At 59.5% G+C, this 12,802-nt stretch carries 15 protein-coding genes; 11 read left to right on the top strand and 4 right to left on the bottom strand.

Annotation, left to right across the window (positions count from 1 at the left end; all coding sequences use genetic code 11):
• Positions 1-4: 4 nt before the first annotated feature.
• Complete coding sequence (locus BLR92_RS10080; protein WP_089728133.1) at positions 5-1,237, bottom strand: Do family serine endopeptidase; 1,233 nt, start codon at positions 1,235-1,237, stop codon at positions 5-7.
• Positions 1,238-1,351: 114 nt separating this feature from the next.
• Here BLR92_RS10080 and BLR92_RS10075 point away from each other — a divergent pair, with 114 nt between their 5' ends.
• Positions 1,352-2,110 carry a Nif3-like dinuclear metal center hexameric protein gene (locus BLR92_RS10075; protein WP_089728131.1) on the top strand — a complete coding sequence of 253 codons (759 nt, stop codon included), beginning with the start codon at positions 1,352-1,354 and terminating at the stop codon, positions 2,108-2,110.
• A gap of 63 nt (positions 2,111-2,173) precedes the next feature.
• Here the strand turns inward: BLR92_RS10075 and BLR92_RS10070 are convergent, their stop codons facing one another.
• Positions 2,174-2,641, bottom strand: coding sequence for a Z-ring associated ZapG family protein (locus BLR92_RS10070; RefSeq protein WP_089728128.1), 468 nt, complete (start codon positions 2,639-2,641; stop codon positions 2,174-2,176).
• A 299-nt stretch (positions 2,642-2,940) separates the two neighbouring features.
• Here BLR92_RS10070 and zapE point away from each other — a divergent pair, with 299 nt between their 5' ends.
• The 9 genes from zapE (at position 2,941) to BLR92_RS10025 (ending at position 10,449) form a co-directional block, all read left to right on the top strand.
• Complete coding sequence (gene zapE / locus BLR92_RS10065) at positions 2,941-4,071, top strand: cell division protein ZapE (protein WP_245704168.1); 1,131 nt, start codon at positions 2,941-2,943, stop codon at positions 4,069-4,071.
• Positions 4,072-4,230: 159 nt separating this feature from the next.
• The gene (gene rplM, locus BLR92_RS10060) at positions 4,231-4,659 is read left to right on the top strand and encodes a 50S ribosomal protein L13 (protein ID WP_089728123.1); all 429 of its coding nucleotides are present in this window, start codon (positions 4,231-4,233) and stop codon (positions 4,657-4,659) included.
• A gap of 14 nt (positions 4,660-4,673) precedes the next feature.
• Positions 4,674-5,063, top strand: coding sequence for a 30S ribosomal protein S9 (gene rpsI / locus BLR92_RS10055; protein ID WP_089728121.1), 390 nt, complete (start codon positions 4,674-4,676; stop codon positions 5,061-5,063).
• A 218-nt stretch (positions 5,064-5,281) separates the two neighbouring features.
• Positions 5,282-5,878 carry a ubiquinol-cytochrome c reductase iron-sulfur subunit gene (gene petA / locus BLR92_RS10050; RefSeq protein ID WP_089728119.1) on the top strand — a complete coding sequence of 199 codons (597 nt, stop codon included), beginning with the start codon at positions 5,282-5,284 and terminating at the stop codon, positions 5,876-5,878.
• A complete protein-coding gene (locus BLR92_RS10045) occupies positions 5,878-7,137 on the top strand; it encodes a cytochrome b (RefSeq protein ID WP_089728118.1) in 1,260 nt (419 codons plus the stop codon). The genes petA and BLR92_RS10045 overlap by 1 nt, the downstream gene beginning before the upstream one ends.
• Positions 7,137-7,907: a cytochrome c1 gene (locus BLR92_RS10040; RefSeq protein WP_089728117.1), complete on the top strand. Its 771-nt coding sequence runs from the start codon at positions 7,137-7,139 to the stop codon at positions 7,905-7,907. The genes BLR92_RS10045 and BLR92_RS10040 overlap by 1 nt, the downstream gene beginning before the upstream one ends.
• A gap of 167 nt (positions 7,908-8,074) precedes the next feature.
• Complete coding sequence (gene sspA / locus BLR92_RS10035; RefSeq protein ID WP_089728116.1) at positions 8,075-8,701, top strand: stringent starvation protein SspA; 627 nt, start codon at positions 8,075-8,077, stop codon at positions 8,699-8,701.
• Between the two features lie 82 nt (positions 8,702-8,783).
• Positions 8,784-9,257 (top strand): ClpXP protease specificity-enhancing factor, encoded by a 474-nt coding sequence (locus BLR92_RS10030; protein WP_089728114.1) that lies wholly within the window; start codon positions 8,784-8,786, stop codon positions 9,255-9,257.
• Positions 9,258-9,354: 97 nt separating this feature from the next.
• On the top strand, positions 9,355-10,449 hold the full coding sequence (locus BLR92_RS10025) for an AI-2E family transporter (RefSeq protein WP_089728112.1): 1,095 nt from the start codon (positions 9,355-9,357) through the stop codon (positions 10,447-10,449).
• 33 nt (positions 10,450-10,482) lie between these two features.
• Here the strand turns inward: BLR92_RS10025 and trxA are convergent, their stop codons facing one another.
• Positions 10,483-10,806, bottom strand: a complete 324-nt coding sequence (trxA, locus tag BLR92_RS10020; protein ID WP_089728110.1) for a thioredoxin — start codon at positions 10,804-10,806, stop codon at positions 10,483-10,485.
• 304 nt (positions 10,807-11,110) lie between these two features.
• Here trxA and cysB point away from each other — a divergent pair, with 304 nt between their 5' ends.
• Positions 11,111-12,082, top strand: a complete 972-nt coding sequence (gene cysB / locus BLR92_RS10015) for an HTH-type transcriptional regulator CysB (protein ID WP_089728108.1) — start codon at positions 11,111-11,113, stop codon at positions 12,080-12,082.
• Between the two features lie 73 nt (positions 12,083-12,155).
• On the opposite strand, the gene BLR92_RS10010 is transcribed toward cysB, so the two are convergent.
• Positions 12,156-12,776 carry a phosphoadenosine phosphosulfate reductase domain-containing protein gene (locus tag BLR92_RS10010; RefSeq protein WP_089728106.1) on the bottom strand — a complete coding sequence of 207 codons (621 nt, stop codon included), beginning with the start codon at positions 12,774-12,776 and terminating at the stop codon, positions 12,156-12,158.
• Positions 12,777-12,802 lie beyond the last annotated feature (26 nt).

The raw sequence follows: 12,802 nt of genomic DNA, 5'->3' as shown, positions 1-12,802 counted from the left end.
GGAATCATGAGTCTTCCGAAGGAGTCGGGATCGGACGTTCACCGACCGTAATCTCGACGGTCAATGCTTCGCCGTCGCGCACGATCTTGACCGGTAGGGTGCTGCCGGGTTGGATGTCGGCGATATCGGCCATGGCCACGCGCGGGTCGAGGATCGGCTTGCCGTCGATGGACAGCAACACGTCGCCGGGACGCAGACCCGCCTGATCGCCAGGACCGCCCCGCGCGACACTGGCGATGACCACGCCTTGGGCCGCGTTGAGCCCGAACGACGCCGCCAGGTTCGATGTGATCTCTTGAACCTCGACACCCAGCCAGCCACGAATGACCCGGCCATGCACGATGATCTCATTGAGTATCTCCCGGGCCAGATTGGTGGGTATCGCGAAGCCGATGCCATTGGACCCCCCCGAGCGCGAGAAGATCGCGGTGTTGATGCCGAGCAACGCGCCCTTGGCGTTAACCAGCGCTCCCCCGGAATTGCCGGGGTTGATGGCGGCATCGGTCTGGATGAAATCCTCGTAGGGCGACAGTCCCAGATGATTGCGCCCCTTGGCGCTGATGATGCCCATGGTCACCGTCTGGCCGACGCCGAAAGGGTTGCCGATGGCCAGCGCGATATCGCCCACCTTGGCGTCCTGTGATTGGGCAAAGCTGATTACCGGCAGGTTGTCGAGATCGATCTTGAGCACTGCCAGATCGCTCTCGGGGTCGGTGCCGACGACCTCGGCCAGCGCTTCGCGACCATCGCGCAGTGCCACCTGAATCTGGTCGGCGCCGCGAATCACGTGGTGGTTGGTCAATACATAGCCTTCGGCACTGACGATGACCCCCGAGCCCAGGCTTGAAAGCATGCGTTGTCGACGCGGTGTCTCATCGCCGAAGAATTGGCGAAAGAAGGGGTCGGACATCAGCGGGTGTTGCTCGCGTTCGACCTCGCGCGATGAATAGACATTGATGACCGCCGGCGCGGCGCGCTCCACAGCCTCGGCATAGCTGGCCGGACCGCCCGAGCGCGGCATCGGGGCCGCCTCGCGTAGCTCAGGCGCTGGGCGCACGATGCTTTCGCTATCGGCTCCAGTGGTGTTTTGCGCACTGTTGCTGGCGTGTTGCGAGGAGGCCTCGGGAGCCACCGATTGTGGCGTGCCGAGTAATTGCGGAAACTGGTTGAGCAGCACGATGGCCAGCAGCACACCGCAGATGACGGGCCAGACTAGCGGCATCAAAAAGCGTCGCATGAGGCGATCCTTGTCGGGGTCTGTCGAAGCCACGCTCCTCGAAGCGCATGAGGGCAGTCGTTACAATGGCCGGCAATTGTAGCATTGCCAAATGTCGACTGCCCGGAGGAAACCATGATAACCCGTGACCAGCTGGTGCATGCCTGCGACGCTCGCTTGCGCCCCGAGCGCTTCAAGGATTACACCGTCAATGGCTTGCAGGTGGCCGGGCGTGACCAGGTCGGCAAGGTGATGAGCGGCGTCACCGCCTGCCAGGCGTTGCTCGATGAAGCCGTCGCCTGGGGCGCCGATCTGATATTGGTTCACCATGGCTATTTCTGGAAGAACGAGCCGGTGGAGATCACTGGCATGAAGCGCCGGCGCCTGGCGACATTGTTGGCTAACGATATCAGTCTGCTGGCCTATCACTTGCCGTTGGATGCGCATCCCGAACTGGGTAACAACGCGCGCTTGGCCGCCGAGCTGGACTTTCGCGTCCAGCGCTGCATCGATGGTGAACTGGGCGATGGGCTGGTGTGGCTGGGCACACCGCCGATGGGCCTGGATAGTGCCGGGCTGGGGCGACACCTGGCGCAGCGCCTGGGGCGCGAGCCATTGGTCATCCTCGGCCACGAGCGCGAAATCAAGCAGGTCGCCTGGTGTACCGGCGGTGCTCAGGACATGATCGGCCTGGCGGCCGATGCCGGCGCGGATGCCTTCGTTTCGGGCGAGATTTCCGAGCGAACCACACACCTGGCGCGCGAGTTGGGCATCAGTTATTTCGCTGCGGGACACCATGCCACCGAGCGCTATGGCGCCAAGGCGTTGGGTGAGTGGCTGGCCGATGAATTTGCTGTCGAGCACCGTTTCGTGGATATAGACAATCCGGCCTAGACGTTGATTCCAGCAAGCCGCCACAGGATGAAGCCGGGGCGGCTTGCCAAGGCTGAATCCGCATCAATAACGCAGCGGATGTGTCTGCTGTTTTTCGCTCTGGTTCCTGTTCCCGCTCGTACTGTCGGGGCGCAGTCCGAAATCCTCGGACAGGGTGCCACGGTTGCCGTCGGCGTAGTCGCGTGGCATCTGCGGGGTCTCGGCAGGGGGCGTGTCGTCTTCGCTATTGCCGGCCAGCTTGCGTTTGAGCTGCAGGTCGTCGCATAACTTCTCGGCCCCCTGAGCGAGCTGCTGTTCCAGCTCCAGGCTCTGGCGTTGAATTCCGGTTATCAGGTCGGCGGCCCTGGCGAAGTGATCGTTGAGCGCATCCTTGATCTGGTTGAGCTCGAGCTCGGTTTCCGCCAGGCGCTGGCGAACCTTCTGGTTGCGCGCCACGTTGGTGTTGAGCAGGTGATAGCCCAGGGCGCCGATACCGATGCCCGCCAGAAAGCTGGCGATAGCCAGAATCCAATCGATGTTGCTTTCGTACACGTCGTTCCCCTTTATTACTCTCATCCGGTTCGCAGCCCTTGGCCAAGGACATGCGCCGGCACTGTGCGCGCGGTTGAGTGGCCTTGGTTGGCGTCGCAGGCAATTTCATTATACGGGGCAGGGCGCGACCCAGGTCAACGCGGGCTTTGGTGTAACCGTGTGCCGGCCCATGCGCGAAAAGGCTTGCCGGCGTATAATGACTGGCTAAATGATCGCAATCCGAGGTATGCCAGACGTCCATGTGCGCAACAACGACATCTTCCCTGCAGTCCTCGGACGCCCACCGGTCGGGTACGCCCATGGCCCGCTATCGCGCCGATCTGGCGCGTGAAGGTTTCCAGTACGACAGTGCACAGGAGCGAGCCGTCGAGCATCTGCAACGACTCTATGACGAACTGCTGGACACATCACGCAAGTCACTTGCCACGACGTTCGCGGATAAAGGCTTGAAATACCGAGTGGCGAGTCTTTTCAACAGGAAAGCGGCCGGCATGCCGGAGCCTGTCGAGCCCACGGTGATGGGGCTGTATTTCTGGGGTGGCGTAGGGCGCGGCAAGACCTATCTGGTCGATACCTTCTATGAGTCGCTGCCGTTTCCCGACAAGATGCGCACTCACTTCCACCGCTTCATGCAGCGGGTGCATACCGAGCTTGGACATTACAAGGGCGAGAAGAATCCGCTGACATTGATTGCCGGCAAGTTCGCCAGCGAAGCGCGGGTCATCTGCTTCGACGAATTCTTCGTCAAGGACATTACCGATGCGATGATCCTCGCCAACTTGCTCGAAGCGCTGTTCGCCAAGGGCGTGGTGCTGGTCACGACATCCAACATCGTGCCCGACGATCTCTACAAGGATGGCCTGCAGCGCGCGCGCTTTTTGCCAGCGATCGACCTGCTCAAGCGCCATTGCGACGTCGTCAATGTCGATTCGGGCATCGATTACCGGCTGCGTGCGCTGGAGCGGGCCGAGATATTTCACTCGCCACTGGACGACCGGGCCGCCACCGAGCTGGCGCGCAGTTTTCGCGAAATCGCCGGCGCCGAGGGCGAGGACGACGCACCGATCGAAATCAACCATCGCGTGCTGACGTCGCGTCGCCTGCATGAGGACGTCGTATGGTTCGATTTCGCGGTGTTGTGCGATGGTCCGCGTAGCCAGAACGATTACATCGAACTGGCCCGCGAGTTTCATACCGTGCTGGTTTCCGACGTGCCGCGAATGGGGCGTGGCAGCGAGGACCAGGCACGCCGTTTCATCAATATGGTCGATGAGTTCTACGATCGTGGCGTCAAGCTGTTGATGTCGGCCGAGGCGCCCGCCGAGCAATTATATAGCGAAGGCTCGCTGACGTTCGAGTTCGCCCGTACGCTATCGAGGTTGCAGGAGATGCAATCGCGCGAGTACCTGGCGCTGGCGCACAAGCCCTAGTCGAGCGAATTTACCCTTAACCTTGGCTCTGGGGTCATGTACAATGCGCGCTCGCTCGACCGTTGTCACCGCGTGGTTCCAGGTGGCAACCAAGAAAAATAGGGATGGTCGGTGCCTCCCATGGCATCAGGCCCAATATACCGATTGGTGATTCAACCCATGAAGACGTTCAGTGCTAAGCCGCAGTCCGTCCAGCGCGACTGGTATGTCGTCGACGCCACGGACAAGACGCTCGGCCGTCTGGCCACCGAAATCGCTCGCCGCCTGCGCGGCAAGCACAAGCCTGAGTACACGCCGCACGTCGATACCGGCGACTACATCGTCGTCGTCAACGCCGAGAAAGTGCGCGTGACCGGCAACAAGGCTCAGGCCAAGAATTATTACCGTCATACCGGCTACCCGGGTGGCCTGCGTTCGATGTCCTTCGAGAAGATGATCGATCACGCCCCGCAGCGTGTCATTGAGTCTGCCGTCAAGGGCATGTTGCCGAAGGGACCGCTGGGTCGTGCCATGTACACCAAACTCAAGGTCTACGCTGGCACCGAGCACCCGCACGCGGCACAGCAGCCACAAGAACTGAACCTCTAAGGGGATATAACGCCATGTCACAGCAGTATTATGGTACCGGGCGCCGCAAGACCTCCACGGCCCGCGTGTTCCTGAGGCCGGGCACCGGCAAGATTACCGTCAACAGCCGCGAGCTGGGCGAATACTTCGGTCGCGTTACCGCTCAGATGGTGGTGCGCCAGCCGTTCGAGCTGACCCAGACCGGTGAACAGTTCGATGCCTACATCACCGTCAAGGGTGGTGGTGGTTCCGCTCAGGCGGGCGCTATTCGCCACGGCATCACTCGTGCGCTGATCGGCTACAACGAAGATTTCCGTAGGCCGTTGCGCGAAGCCGGCTACGTGACCCGTGACGCTCGTGAAGTCGAGCGTAAGAAAGTGGGTCTGCGCAAGGCGCGTCGTCGCCCGCAGTTCTCCAAGCGCTGATTTTTCCGCGCAAGGTGCAAAAGCGTTCAGGCCTTCTGGTCTGAGCGCTTTTTTTTGAATTTCAATAACATTAAAACTTCGTGATGAAGCGCTAGCTTGTGTTGAATGGCGCCTTTTCTTAACATGGCTGGCATTTGTATCCGTGAGTTGCGAGTTCTTGCTGGTGATGGGTCGGCTCGTGGCGGAACTGCGGGTAAGTCGATGGGAGAAACCTGAAGATGGCAGATAACGGCGTAAACAAAGGGCGGCGCCGTTTCCTCGTTGGTGCCACCACCGTCGTGGGTGCGGTGGGTGCCGTCGGGGTAGCGGTCCCCTTTGTAGCTTCCTGGCAGCCGAGCGCGAAGGCGCTGGCGGCCGGTGCCCCGGTAAGTGCGGACGTCTCCAAGCTGGAGGTCGGTCAGCAGATGACGGCTGAATGGCGGGGGCGCCCGGTATGGATATTGCGCCGCTCCGAAGCGATGATCGAACAGACCAAGAGTATCGATCCCAGCCAGCTTCGCGACCCACGCTCCGAAGCGCCTCAGCAACCTGCCTACATCGAAGGCCCGCTGCGTTCCATCAAGCCCGAGGTTGGTGTGCTCATCGGTATTTGCACCCACTTGGGCTGCTCACCGGCCTTCCGACCCGAGCCGGGTGCCGCCGATATCGGCGGGGACTGGCCGGGCGGTTATCTGTGTGCTTGCCATGGTTCGCGTTTCGATCTGGCCGGGCGCGTGTTTACGGGGGTGCCGGCACCATTGAATCTGGAGGTGCCACCGCATCGTTACGATAGCGATACCGTTATCGTGGTCGGCGAAGACGTGGAGACAGCCTGATGGGTAATCCGAATCGTGCCAAGGCGGAAAAGGGGTTCATGCGCTGGGTCGACGACCGCTTTCCCGCCACTCAGATGTGGCAGGACCATCTGTCCCAGTACTACGCGCCCAAGAACTTCAACTTCTGGTATTTCTTCGGCTCGCTGGCCATGCTGATGTTGGTCAATCAGATCCTCACAGGGGTTTGGTTGACCATGAGCTACAATCCGACGGCCGAAGGTGCCTTCGCTTCCATCCAGTACATCATGCGTGACGTCAACTACGGTTGGCTGATCCGCTATATGCACTCCACCGGGGCCTCGGCCTTTTTCGTGGTGATTTATCTGCACATGTTTCGTGGTCTGCTCTACGGCTCCTACAAGGCGCCGCGCGAACTGATCTGGATTTTCGGCATGTGCATCTATCTGGCGTTGATGGCCGAGGCCTTCATGGGCTATCTACTGCCCTGGGGGCAGATGTCCTACTGGGGCGCCCAGGTGATCATCTCGCTGTTCTCGGCGATCCCCGTAATCGGCCCTGACCTGTCGCAGTGGATTCGCGGCGACTTCCTGATTTCCGGTATCACTCTGAATCGCTTCTTTGCCTTGCATGTAGTGGCTCTGCCAATCGTGATTCTTGGGCTGGTGGTGCTGCACCTGGTGGCCCTGCACGAGGTCGGCTCCAACAATCCCGATGGCATCGATATCAAGGACAACACGGATGAAACCGGCAAGCCGCTGGACGGTATTCCGTTCCATCCTTACTACACGGTCAAGGATATCTTTGGTGTCGCGGTGTTCCTGTTCGTTTTCTGCGGGGTGATTTTCTACTTCCCCGAGGGCGGTGGCTATTTCATCGAAAAGCCCAACTTCGAGCCATCCGATCCGCTGAAGACGCCTTCGCATATCGCTCCGGTATGGTACTTCACGCCGTTCTACGCGATTCTGCGTGCAATTACCTTCGATCTGTTCGCTCTGCCCGCCAAGTTCTGGGGCGTGGTGACGATGGGCTTATCCATTGCGTTGCTTTTCGTCATGCCCTGGTTGGATCGCAGTCCGGTGCGCTCGATGCGCTACAAGGGTTGGATCTCCAAGGTGATGCTCGCGCTGTTCGCAGTGGCTTTCGTCACCCTGGGCGTACTCGGTGTGCTACCCACGACCGACACGCGCACGGTAATTGCGCAAGTCGCCACCGGGATTTATTTCGCCTACTTCCTGCTGATGCCGCTGTATACCCGGCTCGAGAAGACCAAACCCGTTCCGGAAAGGGTGACTGGCTAATGAAAAAGCAACTGTTCGCACTGCTCTTCGCGCTGGTGCCCTTCAATGCCTTGGCGGCGGAAGGCAATGTTCATCTCGACGAGATGACCCCCGACCTGCACGACAAGGCGTCGTTGCAGAACGGCATGAAGCTTTACGTCAACTACTGCATGGGTTGTCACTCACTCGAGTATCAGCGTTTCAGCCGTGCCGCCGAGGATCTCGGCATATCTCAAGACCTGGTCGAAGAAAACCTGATCTTCGCCGAGGACCTCACCTTCAACGATCAGATGCGTATCGCCATGGAGGAAGAGGACGCGGCTGGTTGGTTCGGCGCTGCGCCGCCGGATCTGACGCTGGAAGCGCGTCTGCGCGGTACCGATTGGATTTACACCTACCTGCGCAGCTTCTACAAGGATCCCGAGCGGCCGTGGGGCGTCAATAACACGGTGTTCCCCGATGTCGGCATGCCCAACGTGCTGGAGCCGCTACAAGGCGTGCAGGAGATGGTCTGCGCGCGCACATCCGAGGCCGGGGTGCCGGACGCCAAGCTGGATCCGCTTTCGGGGCTCTACGAATCCTGCCATGTGCTGCAGATCACTGAGCCTGGCTCGATGAGTCCGGAGGAGTTCGATCAGGCGATGTGGGACCTGACAAACTTCCTCGCCTATGTTGGCGAGCCGGCCAGGCTGCAGGCGCAATCTCTTGGGCCGAAAGTGCTGATTTTCCTGGTTATCTTCGGCTTGATCGCTTACCTGCTCAAGCGTGAGTACTGGCGCGACATTCACTGACGGCGCCTTCTCTGAGTGGGGGCGTGCGGCTTGCTGGCCGTGCGCCCCCGCTGCGTATGGGTCGGGCCGCGCTCGGGCGAGTGGCGATCAATCAGAGTCGCGAGCGGCTCTCGTCCTACGTATGTCGTGTTATCATCCCCACTCGAACTGATGCGAGGAAGTGTTACATGGGTGTAGTGGCCAAGCGGTCGTCGATGACCTTCTACTCCGGCAGTGATGATCATTACAGCCATCGCGTGCGTATCGTGCTGGCCGAGAAGGGCGTCGCCGTGGATATTGTCGATGTCACCGAGGATAGCCGTCCCGCCGAGCTGGCGGATCTCAATCCGTACAACAGCGTTCCCACGCTGTTGGACCGCGACCTGGTGCTCTATGAATCCAAGGTGATGATGGAGTATCTCGATGAGCGCTTCCCGCATCCGCCATTGCTGCCGGTATATCCGGTGGCAAGGGCACAGAGCCGGTTGTGGATGCATCGCATCGAGCGTGAATGGTGCCCGCTGGCCGAGGTGGTGCTCGCTGGCAACAAGAAGGATGCCGAAAAGGCGCGCAAGGAATTGCGCGAAAGCCTGGTGGGCATCAGCCCGATCTTCGAGGACATGCCGTTCTTCATGAGCGAGGAATTCTCGCTGGTGGACTGCTGCATAGCGCCGATTCTATGGCGCTTGCCGGCACTGGGCATCGAACTGCCTGAAAAGCAGGTCAAGCCGCTGGTCTCATATATGGAGCGCCTGTTCGCGCGGGATGCCTTCAAGGCTTCATTGTCTGAACACGAGCGCGAAATGCGCGCCTGAATCCATCGTCGTGACTCGCCGGCCGAACCCGTCATGCTCGGCCGGCACCCGTCGCGATCAGCCGAAACAAGGGGGCAAACTTATGCTGTCCAGCCGTCCCTACCTCGCCAGGGCCCTGTACGAGTGGTTACTGGATAATGACCAAACGCCGTATATCGTCGTCGATGCCGAACGCGATGGCGTTCAGGTGCCTGGCCAGTTCATTCAAAACGGCCAGATCGTTTTGAATATCGCGCCAACGGCGGTTCGCGATTTGTTGTTAGCCAATGATGTGGTCACCTTCAGCGCGCGCTTCGGCGGGCAACCGATGCAGGTCATCGTGCCCTGCGAGGCGTTGATTGCCCTCTATGCTCGCGAGAATGGCGTGGGCATGGTATTTGGGCACGAGCCGGTGATGCCGGGTTATCAAGAGGCTGCGCCAGAGGATGCAGTGCAAGACGATGACGAGCGTCCGACCCTGGCAAGCGTCGAAGGCAACGTCGAGTCCAGCGCGGAAGAAGAGAGTCATGACGAAACGCCACGCAAGGGTCGGGCATCATTGCGCGTGATTAAATAAGCCATTCGCTGATGTCTAGGTGAGCCAAAAAACGGGTGATTCTGAATCACCCGTTTTTTTGTCATCATGGGGACAGCATCTGCCAGGAAAGGCTGTCATGGATATCGACGTCGACAAGAAAAAGCGCCACATCCCCCTCAACCTGACCATGTCGCTAGCGGCACTGGTGATAATCATCGGTGGCATGAAACTGGGTGCTAGCCTGCTGGTGCCATTGATTCTCTCGCTGTTCATTGCCGTGCTCTGCACTGCGCCCGTGCATTGGCTGCATCGCCACGGCGTGGGGCGCAGCCTGGCGGTAATGATCACGTTGCTGATTCTTGGCGTGTTGGTCATTCTGCTGGGGTCGCTGCTGGCCGGCAGTATCGCGGCTTTCATGAAGGTGCTGCCGGATCTGGAAGATCAACTGCTGGCACAGTATTACGCACTGTTGAGCTGGGCACCGCAACTCGGTGGCTATCTGCAGCCGGCCAGTATCTCCGGCTGGCTGGATATGTCGACGTTCTCGCAGTTCATGCCGATGCTACTGGAAAGCATTGGCAATTTGTTGTCGCAGAGTCTGCTGATTCTCCTGCTCGTCAGCTTCATGCTGTTCGAGACGCTCAGCTTTCGCGACAAGGTATCGGAAGCGTTGCTCGACCCGGCGCCTAGCCTGCGGCGCTTCACGGAGTTCAGTTACAATCTCAAGCGCTATCTGGCCGTCAAGACCCTGATCAGCCTGGTCTCGGGTGTGTTGGTTTACCTGTCGTGCTGGCTGATAGGGATTGATTTTCCGCTGCTGTGGGCGACATTAGCATTTTGCTTGAACTACATTCCCAACATTGGCTCGGTGCTGGCGGCGATACCCGCAGTGCTGATGGCACTGGTGATGCCGGAAGGCGGGTTATGGGAAGCGGGTTTACTGACGGTGGCTTATCTGATCATCAATTTCGCCATGGGCAACGTGATCGAACCGCGTGTGATGGGCCAAACGTTGGGCCTGTCGACGTTAGCGGCGTTCTTATCGTTGGTGATATGGGGTTGGATTCTGGGCCCGGTGGGCATGCTGCTTTCGGTGCCGTTGACCATGACACTGAAAATCGCCCTCAACAGTCATCCGGAGACGCGCTGGCTGGCGCGTATGATGGGTGGTCGTAGCGAGTCGAGAGGGCGAGGCAGAGAGTTCGCAGCACCAAAACGCCCCGTCGAATGACGAGGCGTCGATCCAGCGAGCAGGGGCGGGGTTTTAGCCGTTCTGTTCGATAAACTGGGTCAGTTGCGATTTGGACTGCGCACCGACCAGCGAGGCGACCTTGGCGCCAGACTTGAATAGCATGACGGTGGGCACGCCACGTACGCCATGCTCGGCGGCAATTTCCGGCGCGTCGTCGACATTGACGCTGACGACCTTGATGTTATCGGCTTTTTCGTCGGCGACTTCATCGACCACCGGCGCCATCATCTTGCAGGGGCCGCACCAGGGTGCCCAGAACTTCAGCAGAACCGGCTTGTCGGCCTTGAGGACTTCCTGTTCGAAGTTGGCCGTGGTGACATCGACATTGTTAGCCATGTGAATCTCCAAAATTGCTGAGCGCTTGTCTTTAGCGTGCTTGTCTCTAGCATGCTTGTCTATAACGTAGTCGGCTGATGGTAGCGTCCGCCTGTCCGGCTGGCAAATGACGTTGCTCGAATGCGGCGATAGCAGTCGACTATCGAAAGCCGTTGCGTCATCGCCTTGCTGCCATCGATTCAGCCGTCTATGATGCCTTTATATTCGATTAAGTAATCACTTTAAAGAATTTTATTTCCCAATGGCATTAACCATGGGTGGTGGCTGATCTGCTATTGCCCTCCTGGCAGGAGTCACGTCTGGCATGAAGCTCCAACAGTTACGATATATCTGGGAAGTCACTCGCCACAACCTGAATGTCTCGGCTACGGCACAGAGCCTGTTTACCTCTCAGCCTGGAATCTCCAAGCAAATTCGCCTTCTCGAGGACGAGCTAGGGGTCGAGATATTCGCACGCAGCGGCAAGCATCTGACTCGAGTCACCCCGGCGGGACAATCGATCGTCGAGCTGGCTGGTCAGGTGCTGCGCACCGTCGATAACATCAAGCAGGTCGCACAGGAGCACAGTGACGATCGGCGCGGCAGCTTGTCCATCGCCACCACACATACCCAGGCACGCTATGCGTTGCCGCCGCTGATCAGCGAGTTCACGCGCAAGTACCCCGATGTGGCGCTGCACATGCAGCAGGGCACTCCTAAGCAGATAGCCCAGATGGTCAGCGAGGGCCAGGCCGATTTCGCTATCTGCACCGAGGCGCTGGAGCTATTCAACGACCTGGTGTTATTGCCATGCTATCGTTGGAATCGCTGCGTGCTGGTCCCCGAGGATCACCCGCTGGCCAAGCTCGGCGATTTAACCCTGGAGCGCCTGGCGCAATATCCGCTGGTGACTTACGTATTCGGCTTCACCGGTCGTTCGCAGCTCGACGATGCGTTTCGCAACAAGGGCCTGACGCCCAACGTGGTGCTGACCGCTGCCGATGCCGACGTCATCAAGACGTATGTGCGCCTGGGAATGGGCGTTGGCATCGTCGCGCACATGGCGATAGACCCACAGGCCGACACCGATCTCGTCCCGCTCGATGCCAGTCACCTGTTCGAAAGCTCGACCACCAAGATCGGTATTCGTCGCGGTACCTTCATGCGCAATTACATGTACGACTTCGTGCAGCGCTTTGCGCCCCATCTCGAGCGCGATATCGTCGATGCGGCGCTGGCGGCGGGACCGCGCCATGAGCATGGGTTATTCGAGGGCATCGATCTGCCGGTGCGTTAAAACGACTTACCGCTCGCCGATGAAAAACGCCCGTCGAAATTTTTTCGACGGGCGCCTTGGTTGCGTCTGATGGTCAGTGCTGTAGATGCAGCCCGCATTCGCGCTTGTCCTCGACCTTGGTCGGGTCGAAGTAATCGAAGTTGTTGGGAAGGTCATGCCTGAGCAGATATTGATACATATCCTTGGCCGTCCAATGCAGCACGGGGGCAACCTTGATCAAGCCGTTGGCATTGACCGAAACCGGCTGCATCTGGGCACGCTGCGCGGTGTCCTCGGCGCGTAACGCGGTAAACCAGATATCGGGCGCCGTTTCACGCAGGGCGCGCTGGAAAGGCTCGAGCTTGACCTCGTCGGTAAAGGCCGCGTGGCGCGGGTCGTCGATCGATGGCGTGGGGCCCTCCAGCGCTTCGCGATGGGCCCGCGAGCGCTGCGGATGATAGACGGTCAGGTTGAGCGACAGGCGCTTGGCGATGTCGTCGGCAAAGCGGTAGGTCGCATCGGTGTTGTAGCCGGAATCCATCCAGACAATGGGAATATCCGGCTGTACCTGGGTGATCATGTGCAGGATCACCGCCTCGAATGGACGGAAATTGGTCGTGCAGATCGCGCGTTGATTGAGCCCTAGGCCCCAACGTATCAGCGCCTGTGGGTCGTTGCCGAGCTCCCGATTGATAGTGTCTATGTTCAGGTTCATGTAGCCCTCCCGGGATCGAATGAGAG

Source organism: Modicisalibacter muralis, assembly GCF_900102945.1.
Taxonomy (GTDB): domain Bacteria; phylum Pseudomonadota; class Gammaproteobacteria; order Pseudomonadales; family Halomonadaceae; genus Modicisalibacter; species Modicisalibacter muralis.
This window is presented reverse-complemented; position numbering and strand designations above follow the sequence as displayed.